The organism is Pseudazoarcus sp. NS20, assembly GCF_059703745.1.
This window is the reverse complement of the sequence record NZ_BAAKIY010000004.1, coordinates 99641-120822: the sequence shown is the minus strand read 5'-3', so window position 1 is coordinate 120822 and position 21182 is coordinate 99641. Positions and strand designations below refer to the sequence as shown.

General features: G+C 64.0%; 21 protein-coding genes and 1 tRNA gene. 17 read left to right on the top strand and 5 right to left on the bottom strand.

All coding sequences use genetic code 11. From position 1 onward, the window contains the following. Positions 1–97: 97 nt before the first annotated feature. Positions 98–1201, bottom strand: a complete 1104-nt coding sequence (gene rlmM, locus AC6H0W_RS12305; protein ID WP_497577472.1) for a 23S rRNA (cytidine(2498)-2'-O)-methyltransferase RlmM — start codon at positions 1199–1201, stop codon at positions 98–100. 109 nt (positions 1202–1310) lie between these two features. Between rlmM and AC6H0W_RS12300 the strand changes: the two genes are divergently transcribed. Continuing rightward, positions 1311–2348: an aldo/keto reductase gene (locus AC6H0W_RS12300; RefSeq protein WP_497577471.1), complete on the top strand. Its 1038-nt coding sequence runs from the start codon at positions 1311–1313 to the stop codon at positions 2346–2348. A gap of 3 nt (positions 2349–2351) precedes the next feature. On the opposite strand, the gene AC6H0W_RS12295 is transcribed toward AC6H0W_RS12300, so the two are convergent. Beyond that, on the bottom strand, positions 2352–2717 hold the full coding sequence (locus AC6H0W_RS12295) for a hypothetical protein (protein ID WP_497577470.1): 366 nt from the start codon (positions 2715–2717) through the stop codon (positions 2352–2354). 90 nt (positions 2718–2807) lie between these two features. On the opposite strand from AC6H0W_RS12295, the gene ugpQ reads away from it, so the two are divergent. From ugpQ to tenA, 4 genes are all read left to right on the top strand, one after another. Next, positions 2808–3554: a glycerophosphodiester phosphodiesterase gene (ugpQ, locus tag AC6H0W_RS12290; protein ID WP_497577469.1), complete on the top strand. Its 747-nt coding sequence runs from the start codon at positions 2808–2810 to the stop codon at positions 3552–3554. 55 nt (positions 3555–3609) lie between these two features. Beyond that, positions 3610–4578 carry a polyprenyl synthetase family protein gene (locus AC6H0W_RS12285; protein ID WP_497577468.1) on the top strand — a complete coding sequence of 323 codons (969 nt, stop codon included), beginning with the start codon at positions 3610–3612 and terminating at the stop codon, positions 4576–4578. A 16-nt stretch (positions 4579–4594) separates the two neighbouring features. Beyond that, positions 4595–4671 (top strand) — tRNA-Pro (locus tag AC6H0W_RS12280). An 83-nt stretch (positions 4672–4754) separates the two neighbouring features. Beyond that, on the top strand, positions 4755–5420 hold the full coding sequence (gene tenA, locus AC6H0W_RS12275) for a thiaminase II (RefSeq protein ID WP_497577467.1): 666 nt from the start codon (positions 4755–4757) through the stop codon (positions 5418–5420). Between the two features lies 1 nt (position 5421). Here tenA and queG read toward each other — a convergent pair whose 3' ends face one another. Then, positions 5422–6486 (bottom strand): tRNA epoxyqueuosine(34) reductase QueG, encoded by a 1065-nt coding sequence (queG, locus tag AC6H0W_RS12270; protein ID WP_497577466.1) that lies wholly within the window; start codon positions 6484–6486, stop codon positions 5422–5424. Between the two features lie 12 nt (positions 6487–6498). Between queG and tsaE the strand changes: the two genes are divergently transcribed. From tsaE to ispH, 7 genes are all read left to right on the top strand, one after another. Then, complete coding sequence (gene tsaE, locus AC6H0W_RS12265; RefSeq protein WP_497577465.1) at positions 6499–7014, top strand: tRNA (adenosine(37)-N6)-threonylcarbamoyltransferase complex ATPase subunit type 1 TsaE; 516 nt, start codon at positions 6499–6501, stop codon at positions 7012–7014. Then, complete coding sequence (locus AC6H0W_RS12260) at positions 6969–8285, top strand: N-acetylmuramoyl-L-alanine amidase (protein WP_497577464.1); 1317 nt, start codon at positions 6969–6971, stop codon at positions 8283–8285. The genes tsaE and AC6H0W_RS12260 overlap by 46 nt, the downstream gene beginning before the upstream one ends. 63 nt (positions 8286–8348) lie before the next feature. Beyond that, positions 8349–9284: a bifunctional riboflavin kinase/FAD synthetase gene (locus AC6H0W_RS12255; protein WP_497577463.1), complete on the top strand. Its 936-nt coding sequence runs from the start codon at positions 8349–8351 to the stop codon at positions 9282–9284. A gap of 14 nt (positions 9285–9298) precedes the next feature. Then, the gene (gene ileS / locus AC6H0W_RS12250; protein WP_497577462.1) at positions 9299–12115 is read left to right on the top strand and encodes an isoleucine--tRNA ligase; all 2817 of its coding nucleotides are present in this window, start codon (positions 9299–9301) and stop codon (positions 12113–12115) included. After that, positions 12108–12614, top strand: a complete 507-nt coding sequence (lspA, locus tag AC6H0W_RS12245) for a signal peptidase II (RefSeq protein WP_497577461.1) — start codon at positions 12108–12110, stop codon at positions 12612–12614. The genes ileS and lspA overlap by 8 nt, the downstream gene beginning before the upstream one ends. After that, positions 12611–13042 (top strand): FKBP-type peptidyl-prolyl cis-trans isomerase, encoded by a 432-nt coding sequence (locus AC6H0W_RS12240; RefSeq protein ID WP_497577460.1) that lies wholly within the window; start codon positions 12611–12613, stop codon positions 13040–13042. Before lspA ends, AC6H0W_RS12240 begins: the two co-directional genes overlap by 4 nt. Before the next feature lie 19 nt (positions 13043–13061). Beyond that, entirely contained in the window at positions 13062–14000 is a 939-nt protein-coding gene (ispH, locus tag AC6H0W_RS12235; protein ID WP_497577459.1) for a 4-hydroxy-3-methylbut-2-enyl diphosphate reductase, read from the top strand. A 70-nt stretch (positions 14001–14070) separates the two neighbouring features. Here ispH and AC6H0W_RS12230 read toward each other — a convergent pair whose 3' ends face one another. Continuing rightward, positions 14071–15165, bottom strand: coding sequence for an aromatic ring-hydroxylating oxygenase subunit alpha (locus AC6H0W_RS12230; RefSeq protein ID WP_497577458.1), 1095 nt, complete (start codon positions 15163–15165; stop codon positions 14071–14073). A 129-nt stretch (positions 15166–15294) separates the two neighbouring features. Here AC6H0W_RS12230 and AC6H0W_RS12225 point away from each other — a divergent pair, with 129 nt between their 5' ends. The 5 genes from AC6H0W_RS12225 (at position 15295) to AC6H0W_RS12205 (ending at position 19817) form a co-directional block, all read left to right on the top strand. Then, the gene (locus AC6H0W_RS12225; protein WP_497577457.1) at positions 15295–15528 is read left to right on the top strand and encodes an exodeoxyribonuclease VII small subunit; all 234 of its coding nucleotides are present in this window, start codon (positions 15295–15297) and stop codon (positions 15526–15528) included. Then, entirely contained in the window at positions 15525–16418 is an 894-nt protein-coding gene (locus AC6H0W_RS12220; RefSeq protein ID WP_497577456.1) for a polyprenyl synthetase family protein, read from the top strand. The genes AC6H0W_RS12225 and AC6H0W_RS12220 overlap by 4 nt, the downstream gene beginning before the upstream one ends. 20 nt (positions 16419–16438) lie before the next feature. Then, a complete protein-coding gene (dxs, locus tag AC6H0W_RS12215; RefSeq protein WP_497577455.1) occupies positions 16439–18301 on the top strand; it encodes a 1-deoxy-D-xylulose-5-phosphate synthase in 1863 nt (620 codons plus the stop codon). Positions 18302–18356: 55 nt separating this feature from the next. Further along, a complete protein-coding gene (gene folE2 / locus AC6H0W_RS12210) occupies positions 18357–19166 on the top strand; it encodes a GTP cyclohydrolase FolE2 (protein ID WP_497577454.1) in 810 nt (269 codons plus the stop codon). Between the two features lie 123 nt (positions 19167–19289). Beyond that, on the top strand, positions 19290–19817 hold the full coding sequence (locus tag AC6H0W_RS12205; protein ID WP_497577453.1) for a BPSL1445 family SYLF domain-containing lipoprotein: 528 nt from the start codon (positions 19290–19292) through the stop codon (positions 19815–19817). Positions 19818–19905: 88 nt separating this feature from the next. Here AC6H0W_RS12205 and argJ read toward each other — a convergent pair whose 3' ends face one another. After that, the gene (gene argJ / locus AC6H0W_RS12200) at positions 19906–21144 is read right to left on the bottom strand and encodes a bifunctional glutamate N-acetyltransferase/amino-acid acetyltransferase ArgJ (RefSeq protein ID WP_497577452.1); all 1239 of its coding nucleotides are present in this window, start codon (positions 21142–21144) and stop codon (positions 19906–19908) included. Positions 21145–21182: the final 38 nt, after the last annotated feature.

The window sequence follows — 21182 nt, the reverse complement described above, 5'->3', positions numbered from 1 at the left end:
TGTAAGCGCGGGTGCGCGGCAAAAGCGCGATTATACACGCCCAGCCGCGCGCTTTCCTTTTCGGTTCAAGCCTTTCCGTGCGTTACGCAGTGCACTATCACCGCACCAGGGTGAGGTAAGCCGTCACCTCTTCGCGGTCGTGATAAAGATGCTTGATGCGCAAGTCATACGAACCCACCGTGGAAAGCCGTTTGTGGATCAGCGTACGGCACTGCTCCACGGCTTCGTGACGGCGCTTCATCGGCAGCTTGAGGTTGAAGATGGCGTGGCGGGCGCGGCCGGAGCCGACCCAGTCGGCGATCAGCGAGGCGATGCGCGAGGGCTGCTCGACCATGTCGCACACCAGCCAATCGACCGGGCGCTGCGGGCGCCACGTGAAGCCATCCACCCGCAGGTGCTCGACCATTTCGGTGGCCATCACCGACGGCGCCATGGCGCCGTTGTCGATGGCCGTCACACGCAGGCCGCGGTACGCCAGCTGCCACGTCCAGCCGCCCGGCGCGGCGCCCAGATCCACTGCGCGCATGCCGGCGCGCATGGCTACAGTGCGCTCTTCTTCGGTGAGCATGCCCAGAATGGCTTCGGCCAACTTCAGCGTCGAGCGGCTGGCCGCCTCGTGCGGCATGCGCAGGCGCGCGATACCCATAGGCCACGGTGCGGCCTTGCCGGGCGCTGCGGCACCGATCCAGGCGGTTTGACCGTCCACGAACAACACGTGCAGTTCGGGCAAATGCTTGCGGCTGCTGCGGATCGCGCCCTTGGTGGAAAGCTTCTTGATCAGCGGTTCGGCAAAGCGGCGGCAAAAGCCTGACAAGGGGCGTGCCGCATCGCTGTCCGGATGCTCGAGCAGCACGCTCGAGAAGCGTTGGCCCGTCTCGCGCACGACATCCACGATGGGCGTCGCGCGGTCGGATTCCGGCAGGCCATCCACGCGCGCCAGCCACGGCATCAGGCTGCGGGCGAACACCAGTGAGTGCCAGTCGCAATGCGGCAACAATTCATCGAGCGGCAAGGCCTCATGGCTTTCGAACACCACGTAGCCTGCGCCCTCTTTGGCGCGGACGAAGCCGACCATGCCCAGACCACTGGCGAACGCGTCCATTTCAGCCGCCAGCTCTTTCTCGAAGCCGGCACGGCACAGCGCAATCAGCCCCCAGGCGGAGGCTTCGCGCGGGCTGGAGGGATCTTCTTCACGGCTCATGGGGCAGGCTCAAAGGGGTGTGTATCATCGAAAGTCCGCGGATGATACGTTGCTGCCGGAATCCGGCCAAATCAAGAACTTGCCGCGCCGTTTTTCAGGAGAGCCCCACATGCAGCATCGCCGCCTCGGCACAAGCCCTCTGGAGGTGTCCGCAGTCTGCCTCGGCACGATGACCTTCGGTGAGCAAAACAGCGCCGCCGAAGCCCACGACATGCTCGACCTTGCGCTAGCGGCGGGCATCAATTTTTTCGACAGCGCCGAGATGTACCCGGTGCCGGCGCGCGCCGAGACCAGCGGCGCCTCCGAGCGCATCCTCGGGCAGTGGCTGCAGCGTCAGGCGCGCGAAAAGCTCGTCATCGCCACCAAGGCCGCCGGCCCCAATCGCGGCCTTGAGTGGATTCGCGGCGGCCCTGCGGCGCTGGACCGCAGCAACCTTCGCGCCGCGGTGGAAGCCAGCCTGGAACGCCTGGGCACCGACTACATCGACCTCTACCAGATCCACTGGCCGGCGCGAAACCAGCCGATGTTCGGCGGCTGGCAATACGATCCGAGCACCGAAGTCGACTGCACGCCGATCCGCGAACAACTCGAAGCGCTGGCCGAACTGGTCGCCGAAGGCTGCATCCGCCACATCGGCGTATCGAATGAACACCCGTGGGGCATCCTGCAGTTTCTTCGCCTGGCTAAACAGCACGGCCTGCCGCGCATCGCCACCACGCAGAACATCTACAACCTGATCAGTCGCGTGTACGACTATGGCATGGCCGAGCTGTGCCACCGCGAGAACGTCGGCCTGCTGGCCTACTCGCCACTGGGTTTTGGTCATCTGACCGGCAAGTATCTGGGGGGCGCGCCGGCCGGCTCGCGCCTTGCGCTCTTTCCGAGCTTCGGCCAACGCTACGCTGGCGACAATACCCGCGAGGCAGTGAAAGCCTACGCAGAACTGGCCAAGGCCCACGGTGTATCGCCAGCAACGCTGGCGCTGTCATTCGTGATGCACCGCTGGTGTGTCAGCAGCACCATCATCGGAGCCACATCCATGGCACAGCTTGAGGAGAATCTGGAAGCCTGGCGCTTTCAGCCCAACCCGGAGTTGCTCTCGGCCATCAATGACATCCACTGTCGCTGGCCCAACCCCGCGCCTTGATCGTCAATGCGCGGGCGGCGGCGTCATGATGGTGGAGGAGGCAGGAGGCGCCTCGGGCGGCGGCGCCTCGACCGGCTTGGCAGGGACCATCAGCGACGGCACCTCGGTGAGCTTGTGCTCGATCATGTAGTCGTTCATTTCGCGCCAGCCTGCGAACACGGCCGCCTTGGCCGCGTTGGGGTTCAAGGTGTAGCAGTCTTCAAGCGAGCGGCCCGAGTGCCTGCAACCGCTGCCAATCGCGCGCCCGTCGGCCTCCGCCAGCGCCGCACGGGTTTGCGGGTTGGGGATGTCGAGCAAGTCGTAAAGCATGTCGCAACTCGCCAGCATCGGCATGCTCAGCAACAGAATGAACAGGGTTCGCAGTGACATGAGAGTAATCGCCTTGGCTCCTGAAGGCATTTACGGCCAATCCGGCGCAATCTTGAAGGGTGAATTCAGAATCCTTGCCGGAGCTGCTCAATGATGCCGCCGGACTGGCCGTGGCCGCGCATTTTCGCTCATCGCGGCGGCGGCGTGCTGGCACCTGAAAACACCCTCGAAGCCTTCGATGTTGCCGCGCAGTTCGGTGCAGGCGTGGAATTCGACGTGATGCTCAGCGCCGACCTAACGCCGCGCCTGATACATGATGAAACGCTGGAGCGCACCACATCCGGCCGCGGGCAGGTGGCCACCAGCGATGACGCCACGCTTGACCGGCTCGATGCCTCCTGCGGCATGCAAGGCTTTGCCGGCGCGCGCGTTCCGCGACTGGAAGATGCGGCACGACGCTGCGAAGAACTCGCTCTGGCCGTCAATCTCGAGATCAAGCCGTCGCGCGGCACCGATCGGGCCACCGGCAGGATTGTTGCCGATCTGGCTCAACGCTGTTGGCGGGACGCAACACTGCCGCCGCTGCTCTCGTCCTTTTCCGACGAGGCTCTGGAAGCCGCCGCACATGTCGCTCCGCAACTGCCCCGCGGCCTGCTGGTGGAACATCTGCCGACCGACTGGAAAGCGCGTTGCACGCGGCTCGGCGCCGTAGCGCTGCATGCCGATGCCGCGCACATCAGCCATGCCGACGTACAGGCCATACGCGAAGCCGGGCTATGGCTGGTGTTGTACACCGAGAACGACGCCCAACACGCGGCGCGGCTTTTTGCTTGGGGCGCGCACGCCATCATCACCGACCGCCCCGACCTGCTGCGCCCGCCGGGGCGCTCGCCTTGACGCCGTGCGAGACAGGCCAATACCATCGCAGACTTTCTCCGCGCAGGCCGCCACCTTGAGCATCCAGCAACTCCTCGAGCCGATCACCGCCGACATGCGCGCGGTGGACGATGTCATTCGCCATCGCCTGCATTCAGAGGTGGTGCTGGTCAGCCAGATCGCCGAATACATCATCGGCAGCGGCGGCAAACGCCTGCGCCCGGCGCTGACGCTGATGGTGGCCGGCGCATTCAGATACCGCGGCACGGCCCATCACGAGCTCGCTGCAGTGGTGGAGTTCATCCACACCGCCACGTTGCTGCACGATGATGTGGTGGATGAATCCTCGCTGCGTCGCGGGCGCGACACCGCCAACGCGGTGTTCGGCAACGCCGCATCGGTGCTGGTCGGAGATTTCCTCTACTCGCGCGCCTTCCAGATGATGGTGAGCGTGGGCAACATGCGCGTGATGGAGGTGCTGTCGGAAGCCACCAACATCATCGCCGAGGGCGAGGTGCTGCAGCTCATGAACTGCCGCAACGCCGACGTCGATGTCGCCGCCTATCTGCAGGTGATTCGCTACAAGACGGCCAAGCTGTTCGAAGCCTCTGCACGCCTCGGCGCCATCATCGGCGGTGCGGATGAGACCACCGAACGCGCGCTGGGCGACTACGGCATGCATCTGGGTACGGCCTTCCAGATCATCGACGACGTGCTCGACTATTCCTCTGAAGAGGCCAGCACCGGCAAGCACCTGGGCGACGACCTTGCCGAGGGCAAACCCACGCTGCCGCTGATCCTCACCATGCAGCGCGGCACCGCCGAACAGGCCGCGCTGGTCCGTTCGGCCATCGAGAACGGTGACCGCGACGCCTTCGCACATATTCTCGCAGCCATCACGTCCTGTGGAGCGCTGGAGGCAGCCCGCGAAGCCGCCCGTTCCGAGGCACGACTCGCGGTTGAAAATATCCGTACGCTACCGGCTTCCGTTTTCTCAAAAGCGCTGCTAGAATTGCCCTCCTTCGCAGTTGAGCGCAATTATTGACTGCAGCCGGATACGTCGGGGAATAGCTCAGCCTGGTAGAGCACTGCGTTCGGGACGCAGGGGCCGGAGGTTCGAATCCTCTTTCCCCGACCACCATATCCGAGGGAATGCCCGAAAATTCCCTTTATCAAAACCGCCGCCTGGCGGTTTTTTTATTTGTGGCGGAGGAAAAACGCATGGCTTTCCGGTTCGACGACCTCAAGAAACGCTGCGCCGAAGAATGGCGCGCCTATTGCCAGCACGACTTCGTTCTCGGCCTGGGCGACGGCACGCTGACCGCTGCGGCCTTCCGCCAATACCTGGAGCAGGACTACCTGTTCCTGCTGCACTTTGCCCGCGCCTACGCACTGGCCGCCTACAAGAGCCGCAACCTTGCCGACCTGCGCCGCGGCGCCGATGGCCTTAAAGCCATCCTCGACGTGGAGCTCGACCTGCACATCGCCTACTGCCGTGAATGGGGCATTTCGGAAGAAGCACTGGCGGCATTGCCCGAGGCACGCGCAACGATGGCCTACACCCGCTACGTGCTGGATGCCGGCAGCCGTGGCGATGTGCTGGATCTGCATGTGGCGCTCGCTCCGTGCATGCTGGGCTACGCCGAAATCGCCAACTGGCTGCAGACACAGCCCTTCACGGTGAAGAAGGGCAATCCCTACGCGTCATGGATCGCAATGTACTCGGGCGGCGAATACCAGCAGGCCGCGCAGGACGAGCTCGACTGGCTGGACGAGCGCCTCGCCGGCATCGACGCCCGCCGCTTCGAAGAGCTCGTCAGCATTTTCCGTGAGGCCACGCGCCTGGAAGCGGACTTCTGGCAAATGGGTCTTGCTCTGGCCGACTGATTCAGTCGGCAGTCTTGTGTTGCGCGAGCGCCCAGGCGACGTGCTCGCGCACCAGCTCGGAAGCGTCATCCGCGCGCGCCTGCAACGCGCCAAGCACCTCCGGCGTCGTCGGCGCATTGCCCAGCCCCACTGCGATGTTGCGTGACCAACGCTCGAAGCCGATGCGGTGAATCGCGCTGCCCGCGGTGCGCTCACGAAAATCCGCCTCCGACCAGGCGAACAGCTCTACCAACGTTGCCGAGTCCAACTGATTGCGCGGTGAAAAATCCGCCTCGGCGGCGATGTGGGCGAAGCGATTCCACGGACACACCAGTTGGCAATCGTCGCAGCCATAGATGCGATTTCCGATCATCGGGCGCAGCGGTTCTGGAATCGCGCCCTTCAACTCGATGGTCAAGTACGAAACGCAGCGCCGCGCATCCACCTTGTAGGGCGCCACGATGGCGCCGGTCGGACAGGCGTCGATACACGCCGTGCAGTTGCCGCAATGCTCGCGTTGCGGTGCATCCACCGGCAAGGGCAGATCGGTGAAGATCTCACCGAGGAAGAACAAGGAACCCGCATCGCGGTTGAGTAGCAGCGTGTGCTTGCCGCGCCAGCCGAGTCCGGCGCGCACCGCCAGCTCGACCTCCAGCACAGGTGCCGAATCGACAAACACGCGATAGCCGTGCGGCGCGGCTTCGGCGATTCGCTCGGAAAGCTTTTGCAGGCGGGCACGCAAAAGCTTGTGGTAATCACGCCCCATCGCATAGCGAGACACATACGCACGAGCGGGGTCGGCCAATGCAGCCTCCGCATCCGCCGCGTCGGGCCAGTAGTTCATGCGGGCGCTGATCACGCGCAGCGTGCCCGGATGCAGTTCGGCCGGGCGGGCGCGCTTCATGCCGTGGCGCGCCATATAATCCATCTCGCCATGAAAACCGGCGGCCAGCCAGTCGGCCAGCGCGGGCTCGGCGTCGGACAGATCGACCCCGGTCACGGCCACCGCATCGAAACCCAGCTCATGCCCCCACTCGCGGATGCGCGCCACCAGCGCGGCATCCGGCGCGGCGGCATCAACGTCCACGGAGACTTCGGAATGATTCGAAATGTTCACGCCACCGATGATAACGGCACGCGCTTCAGCGCACATCTCGATGACGAAGCCGCCACCGAGAAAGCCGGTGCCATACTGGCCGCAGGCCTTGTAACTGGGCTGGTTGTGTATCTCGTCGGGGACCTCGGAGCGGGCAAGACCACACTCACCAGAGGATGCCTGAGGGCGCTCGGCCATGCCGGAAAGGTAAAAAGCCCCACTTACACCTTGATTGAACCTTATACCGTTTCTAGATTAGACTTATATCACTTTGATTTTTATCGCTTCAACGACCCGGATGAATTTCTTGAAGCGGGACTTGAAGAGTACTTTTCGGGACAGGGGGTTTGTCTCGTGGAATGGCCCGACAAGGCCGAACCGCATGTTGCCGGCGCAGACATCGAAGTGCGCCTCGTGGTCCGCGATCCGGGCCGCGACATTGAAGTCACTGCATTAACGGAAAACGGACGAAAATGCGCCCAGATCATGCTGTCGAGCCTGCAAGCCAGCCCGCCGTAGAAACGCCGGCGGGTATCAGCCGGCGCGAATTGCTGCGCTTTGCCGGCGCTTCGCTGGCGCTTCTGGTCAGCCCGGTGGGCTTCGCCGCAGCAGCCAGCGTGGTGGCCGTTCGCGTCTGGCCCGGCACCGAGTACACCCGCATCACCCTCGAGGGCCCCAGCGAGATCGACTTCAGCCAGATGATGCTGAACGACCCGGACCGCCTGGTCATCGACCTCAAGGGCGTCGAATTCAACTCCGTGCTGCGCTCCCTGCCGGAGAAGGTTCTCGATTCCGACCCGCTCATCCGCAGCATTCGCGCCGCCGTCAATCGCCCGGGCGTGGTGCGCGTGGTGGTCGACCTCAAGGCCGGCATCAAGCCGCAGGTGTTCGCACTCAATCCGATTGCCAGCTACGGTCACCGCCTGGTGGTGGACCTCTACCCAGAGGCCCCGGTCGACCCGATTCTGGCGCTGATCCACAAGAATTCGCCGATGGATGCCGCGTCCGGCGGCGGTGTGGGCGGGGACGTCGTCGCCACCACGCCGGGACCGGGCGAAGCGCCGCCGGAGAACCGCATTTTCACTGTGGTCATCGACCCCGGTCATGGCGGCGAAGACCCCGGCGCCATCGGCCGCCGTGGCTCCTACGAGAAGAACATCACGCTGTCGATCGCCCGTCGCTTGAAAAGCAAGATCGACGCCGAACCCAACATGCAGGCCCTGCTGACCCGCAACGGCGATTACTTCGTGCCGCTGTACAAACGCGTCTCGATTGCGCGCCGCGCGCAAGCCGACCTCTTCGTGTCCGTGCACGCCGACGCCTTCACCCGGCCCGAGGCCAACGGCAGCTCGGTGTATGTGCTGTCGGAGCGCGGCGCCACCAGCACCGCCGCACGCTGGCTGGCCCAGAAGGAAAACGAGGCCGACCTCATCGGCGGCGTGAACATCGCCCGCCAGGAAGGTCACCTCGCCCGCACTCTGCTCGACCTGTCGCAAACGGCCACCATCAACGACAGCCTCAAGCTCGGCTCGGCCGTACTGGCTCAACTGGGCGGCATCAACCGTCTGCACAAACCAAAGGTTGAGCAGGCGGGTTTTGCAGTGCTGCGCTCGCCCGACGTGCCGTCGATCCTGGTCGAGACGGCCTTCATCAGCAACCCGGACGAAGAGCGCCGCCTCAACGACAAGGCCTATCAGGACAAGATGGCCAACGCCATCGTGGCCGGCATCCGCAAGTACTTCGCCAGCAACCCGCCGGTGCGCCGCACCACCGTGGCGCGCGCCGATTAAGCCAGCCTGCGGGGCGCGCAAGCCGCCCCGATGCCGTATAATTGCGGCTTTTTTCAGGCGCTTATGCAGGTTCTTCGCGGGATTCCCGAGCGTGCCGCACAGCCCTCGGTGCTCACCATCGGCAACTTCGACGGCGTTCATCGCGGGCATCAAGCCCTGCTCGAACTGCTCGTCGCGAGAGCCCGTGCGTACAGCGCTGCGGCAACCGTGCTGACCTTCGAGCCGCATCCGCGCGAGTACTTCTCTCCGCAAAATGCCCCGGCACGCCTGGCCTCGCTGCGCGACAAGCTCCTGCAACTCTCCCAGCAACACGTCGATCGCGTGCATGTGTGCCGTTTCGATGCGCGCCTGGCTGCGATGCCGGCTGATCGCTTCATCGAAGACGTGCTGGTGCGCGGCCTCGGCGTACGCCACCTGATCATCGGTGACGACTTCTGTTTCGGCGCGAAGCGTCAGGGCGATTTCGCATTGCTGCGGCGTGAAGGCGCCCGGCTGGGCTTCAGTGTCGAAGCCATGCCCACGCTGGCGACCGACGGGCTGCGCGTTTCCAGCTCGGCCGTGCGCGATGCGCTGGCCAATGGTGCGCTGACGCGCGCTGCGACCCTGCTTGGGCGGCCGTACAGCATTGCCGGGCGCGTGGTGAGCGGGCGCAAGCTGGGCCGAAGCATCGGCTTCCCGACCGCCAACATCCCGCTGCGCCACCTCAGGCCGGCGCTTTCGGGCGTGTTTGCGGTAAAGGTCGAAGGGCTTGCCGAAGGCTGTATCGCGGGGGTCGCCAATCTCGGTTCACGCCCCACGGTGGGCGGCGACAAGCCCAACCTCGAAGTACACCTGCTCGACTGGCAAGGCGATTGTTACGGCGCCCATCTGCGCGTGCACTTTCTGCACAAGCTACGCGACGAGGCACGCTACGATTCGCTCGACGCATTGACCCAACAAATCCGGCGCGACGAGGCCGGTGCGCGTGCCTGGTTTGCGCGCAATCCCATTCAAGACTGACGACACACGACGACATGGCCGAATACCGCACGACGCTCAACCTCACGGATACGCCCTTCCCGATGCGCGGCAACCTCGCGCAGCGCGAGCCTGCGTGGATCGCCGACTGGCAGCAGCGCAAGCTCTACCAGCGCATCCGCGAGAACGCCAAGGGGCGGCCGAAGTTCATCCTGCATGACGGCCCGCCGTACGCCAACGGCGACATCCACCTCGGCCACGCGGTGAACAAGATCCTCAAGGACATCATCGTGCGCTCGAAGACGCTGGCCGGCTTTGATGCGCCCTACGTGCCGGGCTGGGATTGCCACGGCCTGCCGATTGAGCACCAGATCGAGAAGAAACACGGCAAGAACCTGCCTGCCCCCGAAGTGCGCAAACTGTCGCGCGCCTTCGCCGCCACACAGGTCGAAACGCAGAAACAAGGCTTCATCCGCCTGGGTGTGCTGGCTGACTGGGACCGCCCTTACCTCACCATGAACTTCGGCAACGAAGCGGGCGAAATCCGCGCGCTGGCCGAGATGGTCAAGAAAGGCTGGGTGTATCGCGGCCTGAAACCCGTGAACTGGTGTTTCGACTGTGGCTCGGCACTGGCCGAGGCGGAAGTGGAGTACCAGGATCGCACCAGCCCGACGGTGGATGTCGGCTTCGAGATCGCCGATCATGAGCGCGCCCGCCTCGCTGCGGCCTTCGGCCTTACCGAACTGCCGGCCGGCAGCGTCAAGGCAGTGATCTGGACCACCACGCCGTGGACCATCCCCGCCAACCAGGCGCTCAACGCACACCCCGAACACGCCTACGCCCTGGTGCAGCTCGACGGCGGCGGCCACGTGGTGCTGGCAGAGGCACTCGTGGAAGAGTCCCTCAAGCGCTTCGGGCGCAGCGGCACGGCGGTGGCCACCACCGTTGGCGAGAAGCTCGAGCGCATTGCCTTCCGTCACCCGCTGTACGACCGTGAATCGCCGGTGTTCCTCGCCGATTACGTCGGCATCGATGCCGGTACCGGTATCGTGCACAGCGCCCCCGCTTACGGCGTGGATGACTTCCAGTCGTGCATGAAGAACGGCTTCACCACCGACGACGTGCTGAACCCGGTGCAGAGCAACGGCGTGTATGCCGACTCGCTGCCGTTGTTCGGTGGCCTGCACATCTGGAAGGCCAACCCGGTGATCGCCGAGAAGCTCGCAGAGGCCGGCGCACTGTTCTCGCATGACAAGGTGCAGCACAGCTACATGCACTGCTGGCGCCACAAGACGCCGGTGATCTACCGCGCCACGGCGCAGTGGTTCGTCGGCATGGACCTCAAGCCGAACGGCGGCCCGTCCTTGCGCGAATCGGCCCTGGCGGCAATCGAAGACACCGCCTTCTACCCGGACTGGGGCAAGGCGCGCCTGTCGGCGATGATCGCCAACCGGCCCGACTGGTGCATCTCGCGTCAGCGCAACTGGGGCGTGCCGATCCCGTTCTTCCTCAACCGCGCCACCGGTGAATTGCACCCGCGCACGGTCGAGCTCATCGAAGAAGTCGCCAAGCGCGTGGAGCACGCCGGCATCGACGCATGGTTCGACCTCGACGCGGCCGAGCTGCTGGGCGACGAGGCTGCGCAGTACGAGAAGATCAGCGACACCCTCGACGTATGGTTCGACTCCGGCGCCACGCACTGGCACGTGCTGCGCGGCTCGCACGCCGACCTCGCGCGCGACGACGGCGGCCCGGTGGCCGACCTGTATCTGGAAGGCTCCGACCAGCATCGCGGCTGGTTCCATTCGTCGCTGCTGACCGGCTGCGCCATCGACGGCCATGCGCCTTATCGCGCACTGCTCACGCACGGCTTCACCGTCGACGCCAAGGGCCGCAAGATGTCGAAGTCACTAGGCAACGGCATCGAGCCGCAAGAGATCGGCAACAAACTGGGCATCGAGATCCTGCGCCTGTGGCTGGCTTCCACCGACTACTCCGGCGAGCTGTCGATCTCGAAGGAGATCCTCGACCGCGTGGTGGAAACCTACCGCCGCCTGCGCAACACGCTGCGCTTCCTGCTCGCCAACACCTCGGACTTCAACTTCACGAAAGACGCCGTGGCACCCGAGCAACTGCTCGACATCGACCGCTACGCGCTGGCCCACCTGGCCGGATTGCAGCAACAAATCACGTCGGACTACGAGCGCTACGAGTTTCACCGCATCGTGCAGGCGCTGCAGAACTACGCCTCGGAAGACCTCGGCGCCTTCTACCTCGACGTACTGAAAGATCGCCTGTACACCACGCAGCCGGCCTCGCTGGAACGGCGCTCGGCGCAGACCGCGCTGTGGCACATCACGCAAAGCATCACACGCCTGATGGCGCCGATTCTGGCCTTCACGGCAGAAGAGATTCACGCCCTGGTGGGCAACGGCCCGGACGACAGCGTGATGCTGCACACCTGGCATGACGTGCCGGCCATCGACGACGCCGCCGCGTTGACCGCGCGCTGGACACACATCCGCGAAGCGCGTGCCGAAGCGCAGAAGGTGCTCGAAGATCTGCGCACCGCTGGCAGCATCGGCGCCTCGCTGCAGGCCACCCTGCACATCCGCGCCAGCGGCGAGCGCTTCGACGCACTGGCGAGCCTTGGCGACGACCTGCGCTTCGTGATGATCACCTCCGAGGCTACGCTGGAGCGCGTGCCCGGCGAAGCCGAGCAGTCCATCGTCGCCACGCCCTCATCGCATGCCAAATGCGAGCGCTGCTGGCACTACCGTGCAGAGGTCGGAACCATTGCCGACCACCCGGAACTGTGCAGCCGCTGCCATGGCAACCTGACTGACGTACCGGAGAACCGCACGCATGCATGACGGCGCGCAGATGAAAGGCCGCTTTGCGCTGTGGCTGGTGCTGGCCGCAGTGGTCGCCCTGCTCGACCAAGGCACCAAGTGGTACATGAGCCAATGGCTGGGCTCGGGCGACGTGATCACCGTGACCGGCTTCTTCAAGCTCATCCTAGTGCACAACCCCGGCGCCGCCTTCAGCTTTCTGGCCGACCAGTCCGGCTGGCAACGCTGGTTCTTCGTCGTTCTGGGCATCATCATCTGCGGCTGGTTGCTCGCCCTGATGTGGCAGCACCGCGCAGAACGCGCCCTGCCGCTGGCCTTCAGCCTGATCATTGGCGGCGCCATCGGCAACATCTATGATCGAATGGCCCACGGCGCGGTCGTAGACTTCCTGTACTTTCACGCCGGCTCGTATGGCTGGCCGGCGTTCAATCTGGCCGACTCGGCCATCACCGTCGGTGTCGTGCTCATGCTGTGGTCGCAGTTCCGGCCTCACCGCTCTACAAAGGAACCTGCCACATGAACCAGCAAGTACGCCCCGACAGCCTCGTCACCCTGCACTATTGCATCGCCCTGCCCGGCGGCCAGCCGCTGATCAGCACCTATGGTGGCAACCCCGCCACGCTGCAACTGGGTGCCGGCGAGCTGCTGCCGCAGATCGAGCGCCTGCTTGACGGCCTGGAATCGGGCTCGGAGCACAGCTTCGACCTCGCTCCAGAGCAAGCCTTCGGCGCTCGCCGTGATGACCTGATCGAACGCGTACAGCGCAAGCACCTGCCCGAGAGCGAAGTGGTCGAAGCCATGAGCATCATGGAATTCAGCGCACCGGACGGTTCGCGCTACTCGGGCCTGATCACCCAGGTCGAAGACGACGCGGTGATGATCGATTTCAACCATCCGCTCGCCGGCAAGCAGGTCCGTGTGGACGTGCGCATCGTCGGCGTGCTGTAAACCTTCTGCGAGCAAAACCATGAACGATCGCGAAATTCTCCTCGCCAGCCCGCGCGGTTTCTGCGCCGGCGTGGAACGCGCCATCGAAATCGTCGAACGCGCACTGGAGCAACTCGGCGCGCCGATCTACGTTCGTCATGAGGTCGTGCACAACAAGTTCGTGGTGGACGATCTGCGCAACAAGGGCGCGGTGTTCGTCGAGGAGCTCGATGAAGTCCCCGGCGGCAATACCGTGATCTTCAGCGCCCACGGTGTGTCACAAGCCGTGCGCGACGAAGCCGAGCGGCGCGGCCTGAAAGTGTTCGACGCCACCTGCCCGCTGGTGACCAAGGTACACAACGAGGTCATGCGCATGCATGGCCTCGGTCGCGAGATCATCATGATCGGCCACCGCGGCCACCCCGAGGTCGAAGGCACGATGGGCCAGATCGACGGCGGCATCCACTTGGTGGAATCGGCCGACGACGTCGCTGCCCTGCAGGTCGCGGACCCCGAGGCCTTGGCGTTCGTGACTCAGACGACGCTGTCGATGGACGACGCGGCAAGCATTATCGACGCCCTGCGCGCACGCTTCCCGGCCATTCAGGGCCCACGCAAGGACGACATCTGCTACGCAACGCAAAACCGTCAGGATGCCGTGAAATTCATGACGCCGCAGGTCGATGCGGTGCTTGTCGTCGGCTCCCCCAACAGCTCCAACTCCAACCGCCTGCGTGAAGTGGCCGAGTTGCGCGGCGTGCCGGCCTGGCTTGTCGAGAACGCCGATGCGATTGACCCGGCGTGGCTGAAGGGCAAGCGTCGCGTGGGCATCACTGCCGGCGCATCCGCCCCGGAGGTGCTGGTCAAATCGGTCATCGACCGTGTTCGTGCCCTGGGCGGTGCCACCGTGCGCACTCTCGACGGCGTGCAAGAGAAAGTCGTTTTCGCGCTACCGAAAGAGCTTCAGCAAACCAGCTAACCCGGCATCAAGGCAAAAAAAGGGCCGCAACGTCTGACGCTGCGGCCCTTTTTTTGCCTTGCGAGCAGGCTTAGGCGCCCATCACGCGCCGATAGAACTCGTGGAAGTGTTGCATGCCGTCTTCCATGGGCGACTGATACGGGCCGACCTCATTGCGCCCCTCGCGATACAAGGCCAGACGCCCGCGATCCATGCGCTCGGCGATCTCGTCGTCCTCGATGGCGGTCTCCATATACGCCGCCTGCTCGGCTTCGACGAAATCGCGCTCGAACTCCATGATCTCTTCCGGGTAGTAGAACTCGACCACGTTGGTGGTCTTGTCGACATCCCGCGGAATCAGTGAACTGACCACCAGCACGTGGGGATACCATTCGACCATCACGTTCGGGTAGTAAGTGAGCCACAGCGCGCCGTGCGGCGGCGGCTGATCGCCGTAGATCGAGCGCACCGCTTCATGCCATCGCGCGTAGGCCGACGTGCCCGGTTTCGACAGCGAAGTGATGCCCACGCGCTGCACCGAATACCAGTCGCCGAACTGCCAGGTCAGGTCATCGCAGGTCACGAAATTGCCGAGCCCCGGATGGAACGGCGCAACGTGGTAATCCTCCAGATAGACCTCGATGAAGGTCTTCCAGTTGTAGTTGCACTCGTGGATTTCGACACGGTCGAGCTTGTAGCCCGAGAAGTCGAACTCGGGCGCCACCTGCATGCCTGCCAGATCACCGGTAACCGAGCGCGGCCCCTTGAACAGCAGGCCGTTCCAGCGCTCCAGCGCATCACGGCGCAGATTGAGGCAGGGGTTTTCGGGGAAGTGCGGGGCGCCCTGCAGCACGCCGGTGTTGCCGTAGGTCCAGCGATGCACCGGACACACCACGCGCTCGGCCGAGCCGCTGCCTTCGAGCATGATGGCCTGACGGTGGCGACACACGTTCGACATGCGGTGAATGCCGTCGGCGGTATTGAACAGCAGAGCCGAATTGCCGAGCCATTCGAGGGAGCGGTAGTTGCCGACTTCAGGTACCATCAACTCGTGGCCGACGTACCCCGGGCCGGCATCGAAGAGAAGCTTTTTCTCCTGCTCGAAAACCTGCTCATCGAAATACGCAGAAACCGGCAGTTGTGAAACCCCCGGCGCCAGTTGCCTCCTGGAAGCCATGTCGGACATGCCCGAACCCCCAACGCGAAAAACCAAAAAGAAATTCGGCGGAAAAGAACCGGTAATTCTAGGCAAAAAGGCGTTTGACCGCCAGTTGCCGCTTCGGTTATTTTCGAAACTTTTCCCCTGTCCGCACACATGACCAAATCAGCCGCTTCCCCCAAATCCTTCGAGGGCGCCATCACCGAGCTCGAAGAGATCGTGCGCGCAATGGAAGCTGGCCAGATCACGCTGGAACAGGCTCTTGACCACTATCAGCGCGGCGTCGGCCTGCTGCGTTACTGCCAGGACACCCTGCGCAACGCCGAGCAACGCGTGCGCCAGCTCGAAGGCGACCAGCTCGTGGACAGCGCTGCGGAGAAAAAGTCGTGAGCGCTCACGATTTCCAGGCCTGGATGGGCCAGATCCAGCAACGCACCGAACACGCCCTCGAAGTGCGCCTGCCGACCGGCGACATCACGCCCGCCGACCTGCATGCTGCCATGCGCTACGCCGTGCTCGAAGGCGGCAAGCGCGTGCGCGCCCTGCTCGCGCACGCCGCAGGCGAACTGGCCGGAGCCGACAGTGCCGCCACCGACGCAGCGGCCTGTGCGGTGGAGCTCATTCACGCCTATTCGCTGGTGCATGACGACATGCCGTGCATGGACAACGACGTACTGCGCCGCGGCAAGCCCACGGTGCACGTCGAATTCGGCGAAGCCACTGCGCTGCTGACCGGCGACGCCCTGCAGACGCTGGCCTTCCAGGCGCTGAGCGACGCCCTTCCCGGTGTCACGCCGGCCCGCCAGATCGAAATGATCGCCTTGCTGGCCCGCGCTTCGGGCTCACGCGGCATGGCCGGCGGGCAGGCCATCGACCTCGCCGCCGTCGGAACCGCCCTGACGCGCGAAGAGCTCGAGCACATGCACATTCACAAGACCGGGGCGTTGATTCGCGCTTCGGTAGTACTCGGCGCCATGTGCAGCGCCGACACGGCGCCGGACACCCTCGACCGGCTTGACCGTTACGGCAAGCTCGTCGGCCTGCTCTTTCAGGTGGTCGACGACATTCTCGATGCCGAGTCGGACACCGCCACGCTGGGCAAAACGGCCGGCAAGGACGCTGAACAACACAAACCCACCTATGTCTCACTGCTTGGGATGAGCGAAGCCCGTGCGCTGTCGGCCCGCCTGCTGGCCGAAGCACACGACGCAATCGCACCGCTGAGCGCGGCGCAGCGGCTGCGCGAGCTCGCCGACTTCATTGTCCATCGCAAGTTCTGACCCGATCACGGCTGCACAACATGTCCAAATACCCTCTGCTAGACCGTATCGACTCTCCGGCACAGCTTCGCGCACTCGACCGCAGCGAACTGCCGGCAGTGGCCGATGAGCTGCGCGCGTTTCTGATCGAGTCGGTCTCCAAGACCGGCGGCCATCTGTCGTCGAACCTGGGCACCGTGGAACTCAGCATCGCGCTGCACTACATCTACGACACGCCAGAAGACCGCATCGTGTGGGATGTGGGCCATCAGACCTACGGCCACAAGATCCTCACCGGCCGCCGTGCCGGAATGAGCGGGCTGCGCCGCTTCGGCGGCATCTCGGGGTTTCCGCGTCGCAGCGAAAGCGAATACGACACCTTCGGCACGGCGCACTCATCGACCTCCATTTCGGCCGCAATGGGCATGGCCGTCGCGGCACGCGACAAGGGTGAAAGCCGCCAGAGCATCGCGGTGATCGGTGACGGCGCCATGAGTGCCGGCATGGCATTCGAGGCGCTCAACAACGCCGGTGAGCTCGACGGCATCAACCTGCTGGTGATCCTCAACGACAACGAGATGTCCATCTCGCCGCCGGTCGGCGCAATGACGCGCATCCTCGCCCGCATGCTGTCGGGGCGCACCTATAACGCTGCGCGCCGCGCTGGTGAAAAGGTGCTGGGCATCGCCCCGCCGGTGCTCCAGTTCGCCCGCAAGGTCGAAGAACACGTCATCGGCCTGGTCACACCAGGCACGCTGTTCGAGGAATTCGGTTTCCATTACTACGGCCCGATCGACGGTCACGACCTCGACTCGCTGATTCCGATGCTGCAGAACCTCAAGAAACTTCCGGGGCTGCAGTTCCTGCACGTGGTCACGCGCAAGGGCCAGGGCTACAAGCTCGCCGAAGCAGATCCGATCCTGTACCACGGCGTCTCGCAGTTCGAGCCCTCCGCGGGCATCGCCACCGGCAAAGGCAGCGGCAAGCTCACCTACACCAAGGTGTTCGGAGACTGGCTGTGCGACATGGCGGCGCAGGACGAGCGCCTTGTCGCCGTCACCCCGGCCATGCGTGAAGGCTCCGGGCTGGTGCGCTTTGCCGAGGAGTATCCGTCGCGCTATCACGATGTGGGCATCGCCGAACAGCACGCCGTGACCTTCGCTGCCGGCCTTGCCTGTGAGGGCCTGAAGCCGGTGGTGGCGATCTACTCGACCTTCCTGCAACGCGCCTACGATCAGCTCATCCACGACGTTGCGCTACAGAACCTGCCGGTGGTGTTCGCCATCGACCGCGCCGGTCTGGTCGGCGCCGACGGCGCCACCCACCATGGCGCCTTCGACCTCTCCTACCTGCTGTGCATCCCCAACATGGTGGTGATGACGCCGGCCGACGAGAACGAGTGCCGCCAGATGCTGTACACCGCCTATTGCCACGACGGCCCGACGGCTGTGCGCTACCCGCGTGGCGGCGGCATGAGCGTCACGCCCGAAACTGCCATGACGGCCATTCCGCTGGGCAAGGCCGAAGTGCGGCGCTCAGGCAAGAAGGTGGCCATCCTCGCCTTCGGCAGCATGCTGCCTGCCGCCTTGGCCGCCGGTGAATCTATCGACGCCACCGTGGTCAACATGCGGTTCGCCAAACCTCTGGACGAAGCGTGCATTCGTGAGGTGGCCGCCGAGCACGATGTGCTGGTGACCATCGAAGAGAACGCCGTGGTCGGTGGCGTGGGCGCGGAAGTGTCACGCGTGCTCGACACCCTGGAAAGCCGCCCGCGCCTGCTGCGCCTCGGCTTGCCCGATCGGTTCGAGGATCACGGCGAACAGGGTCAGCTGCTCGCAGAGCTCGGTCTCGACAAAGCCGGCATCCTCTCCGCGATTGCAAAACTGAATCAAGCCAATAGTTGAGCGTTTTTGTCGGATTTGCTACGATCCGCGCCTCGCTCCCCAACAGAGTTCGAAGATGAACCCCCAAGACCTCCTCACCATCCCGGATGTCCAGAGTTCCCGCGACAGCCGTGAGCTCGCCATCAACAAGGTCGGCATCAAGTCCATCCGTCATCCGGTGAAGGTCCGTGACCGGTCGGGCGGCGTGCAGCACACGGTGGCCATGTTCAACATGTACGTGGGCTTGCCGCACAACTTCAAGGGCACCCACATGTCGCGCTTCGTCGAGCTGCTGAACGGCTCCGAACGCGAGATTTCGGTCGAGTCCTTCGAGCCGATGCTGCGTGAAATGGTCGCCCGCCTCGAGGCCGAAACCGGCCATGTCGAGATGACCTTCCCGTACTTCATCAACAAGACCGCCCCGGTTTCCGGCGTGCAGAGTCTGATGGATTACGAAGTCACCTTCATCGGAGAAATCCGCGCCGGGGGCGTGTACGAATTCACCATGAAAGTCGTGGTGGCCGCCACCAGCCTGTGCCCGTGCTCCAAGAAGATTTCCGATTACGGCGCGCACAACCAGCGCTCGCACATTACCGTGACGGCCACGCTGGGCGACCACGTCTGGATCGAGGAGATCGTCGATCTGGTCGAGAAACAGGCCTCGTGTGAGGTCTATGCGCTGCTCAAGCGCCCTGACGAGAAGTACGTGACCGAGCGCGCCTACGACAACCCCAAGTTCGTCGAGGACATGGTGCGTGACGTGGCCGGTCAGCTCAACGCCGAGCCGCGCATTGTCGCGTATGCACTGGAGTCGGAGAACTTCGAGTCGATCCACAACCACTCCGCTTACGCCATCATCGAGCGCGACAAGCGTATCGAATCCTGATTCCGCCTCGTTGCGGCAGTGAATGAAACGGCGCCTCACGGCGCCGTTTTTGCTTGCAATTGCGCGAGCGAGGACAGCGTTGAATCGATTAGGGTAATACTCACAACAACCCGGAGATTCGACATGAAACTGCTGCTCGCAATGCTCATGGTGGTCGCAACGGCCAGCGCCAATGCGGCCTCGAAAGAACAGATCGATGCGGAGGTGCGCGAAGCCCTGCAGGATTTTCGTGAAACCACCAGCGCGGGGCATGACCTGTCGCAACAGGCCAAAGGCATCCTGGTGTTCCCCAGCGTCATCAAAGCGGGCGTGGGAGTCGGCGGCGAATACGGTGAAGGCGCGCTGATCGTGAACGGCGAGACGGTGGGCTACTACAACCTGGCTTCAGCCTCCATCGGCTTTCAACTGGGCGCCCAGAAACGCTCCCAGATCGTGCTGTTCATGACCGACGAAGCGCTTACCGGCTTTCGCAGCCGCGAGGGCTGGAAGGCCGGCGTCGATGGCAGCGTTGCACTGGCCACGCTTGGCACCGGTGGCGCCATCGATACCGAAACGGCCAAACAACCGATCATCGGTTTCATCTTCGCCAACAAGGGGTTGATGTACAACCTGACTTTCGAGGGCTCGAAGATCACCAAGATCGATCGCTGAGCACCACTTAACCGCACGGTGCAATGCAAACGGCTCGCAGAGCGATCTGCGGGCCGTCTTTGTTTCTTCTGTGCCGTGTGCGTCAAGGTCAACTGCGGTATTCGGCGTTGATCTTCACGTAGTCGTAGGAGAAATCGCAGGTCCACACCGTTGCGTCAGCATCGCCACGCCCCAATGCGATGCGCACGGTGATCTCGTCACGCTGCATGATGCGTGCGCCGTCCTCTTCCCGATACGCCGCCGCACGCCCGCCGTTCTCGGCAACCAGTACCGATTCGCCACCACTGGCCAGCCAGACGCTGAGGCGCGTCACGTCCAGATCTTCGATGCCGGCATTGCCCACCGCCGCCAGAATACGGCCCAGATTGGGGTCGGACGCGAAGAAAGCCGTCTTCACCAGCGGCGAATGCCCCACCGCATAGCCCACCTTGCGGCATTCCTCGCGGCTGCCACCACCTTCTACCGCCACGGTGATGAACTTGGTCGCACCTTCGCCATCGCGCACGATGGCCTGCGCCAGCTCGATCGAGATGCCGATCACGGCTTCGCGAAACGCCTGATAGGCCGGCGAGTCGGCATCGAGAATCTCGGGATTCTCGGCTTTGCCGGTCGCAATGAGGATGAAGGAGTCGTTCGTCGAGGTATCACCGTCGATGGTGATGCTGTTGAACGACTGATCCGCAGCATCCACCACCAGTTGATTCAACAGTTGCTGCGAGATGCTGGCATCCGTGGCGACAAACCCCAGCATCGTCGCCATGTTCGGCTTGATCATGCCGGCGCCTTTGCTCATGCCCGTGAGGGTGATGGTGCGACCGCCGATCTCGACGGTTCGCGAGGCAGCCTTGGCAACGATATCCGTGGTCATGATGGCGTGCGCTGCATCGTGCCAACCATCGGCGCGCAGATCGTCACGCGCGGCCGGCAGAGCCGCCTCGATGCGCTCGACCGGGAGTTGTTCGAGAATCACGCCGGTTGAGAACGGCAGAACCTGATTCGGCGCGATTTCCAGCACCTCGGCCACGGCCTGGCAGGTGCGCTGTGCGGCCACCATGCCCTGCTCGCCGGTACCGGCATTGGCGATGCCGGTGTTGATGACCAGCGCACGCACACTGGTATTGCGCAGATGCTCTCGGCACACCTGCACCGGCGCGGCACAGAAGCGGTTCTTGGTGAACACACCAGCCACGCGGCTGCCCTCATCCAGCTCGATCAGCGTCAAATCGCGGCGACCCGCCTTGCGGATACCGGCTTGCGCGATGCCGAGTTGAACCCCCAGCACGGGCTTGAGCGCAGCAGGCGCGGGAGCGACGAGATTCACGGGCATGGATAGAACTCCTTGATCTTCGGTTAAGCAACGTCAAT

Bases quoted from the DNA above. Each gene is read 5' to 3' on its own strand.
- lspA (WP_497577461.1), top strand. From the start codon at position 12,108: ATGCATGACGGCGCGCAGATGAAAGGCCGCTTTGCGCTGTGGCTGGTG.
- AC6H0W_RS12240 (WP_497577460.1), top strand. From the start codon at position 12,611: ATGAACCAGCAAGTACGCCCCGACAGCCTCGTCACCCTGCACTATTGC.
- AC6H0W_RS12255 (WP_497577463.1), top strand. From the start codon at position 8,349: ATGCAGGTTCTTCGCGGGATTCCCGAGCGTGCCGCACAGCCCTCGGTG.
- rlmM (WP_497577472.1), bottom strand. From the start codon at position 1,201: ATGAGCCGTGAAGAAGATCCCTCCAGCCCGCGCGAAGCCTCCGCCTGG.
- AC6H0W_RS12205 (WP_497577453.1), top strand. From the start codon at position 19,290: ATGAAACTGCTGCTCGCAATGCTCATGGTGGTCGCAACGGCCAGCGCC.
- AC6H0W_RS12300 (WP_497577471.1), top strand. From the start codon at position 1,311: ATGCAGCATCGCCGCCTCGGCACAAGCCCTCTGGAGGTGTCCGCAGTC.
- dxs (WP_497577455.1), top strand. From the start codon at position 16,439: ATGTCCAAATACCCTCTGCTAGACCGTATCGACTCTCCGGCACAGCTT.
- argJ (WP_497577452.1), bottom strand. From the start codon at position 21,144: ATGCCCGTGAATCTCGTCGCTCCCGCGCCTGCTGCGCTCAAGCCCGTG.
- ispH (WP_497577459.1), top strand. From the start codon at position 13,062: ATGAACGATCGCGAAATTCTCCTCGCCAGCCCGCGCGGTTTCTGCGCC.
- tsaE (WP_497577465.1), top strand. From the start codon at position 6,499: ATGATTCGAAATGTTCACGCCACCGATGATAACGGCACGCGCTTCAGC.
- AC6H0W_RS12230 (WP_497577458.1), bottom strand. From the start codon at position 15,165: ATGTCCGACATGGCTTCCAGGAGGCAACTGGCGCCGGGGGTTTCACAA.
- AC6H0W_RS12225 (WP_497577457.1), top strand. From the start codon at position 15,295: ATGACCAAATCAGCCGCTTCCCCCAAATCCTTCGAGGGCGCCATCACC.
- ugpQ (WP_497577469.1), top strand. From the start codon at position 2,808: ATGATGCCGCCGGACTGGCCGTGGCCGCGCATTTTCGCTCATCGCGGC.
- AC6H0W_RS12295 (WP_497577470.1), bottom strand. From the start codon at position 2,717: ATGTCACTGCGAACCCTGTTCATTCTGTTGCTGAGCATGCCGATGCTG.
- ileS (WP_497577462.1), top strand. From the start codon at position 9,299: ATGGCCGAATACCGCACGACGCTCAACCTCACGGATACGCCCTTCCCG.
- tenA (WP_497577467.1), top strand. From the start codon at position 4,755: ATGGCTTTCCGGTTCGACGACCTCAAGAAACGCTGCGCCGAAGAATGG.
- AC6H0W_RS12260 (WP_497577464.1), top strand. From the start codon at position 6,969: ATGCGCCCAGATCATGCTGTCGAGCCTGCAAGCCAGCCCGCCGTAGAA.
- folE2 (WP_497577454.1), top strand. From the start codon at position 18,357: ATGAACCCCCAAGACCTCCTCACCATCCCGGATGTCCAGAGTTCCCGC.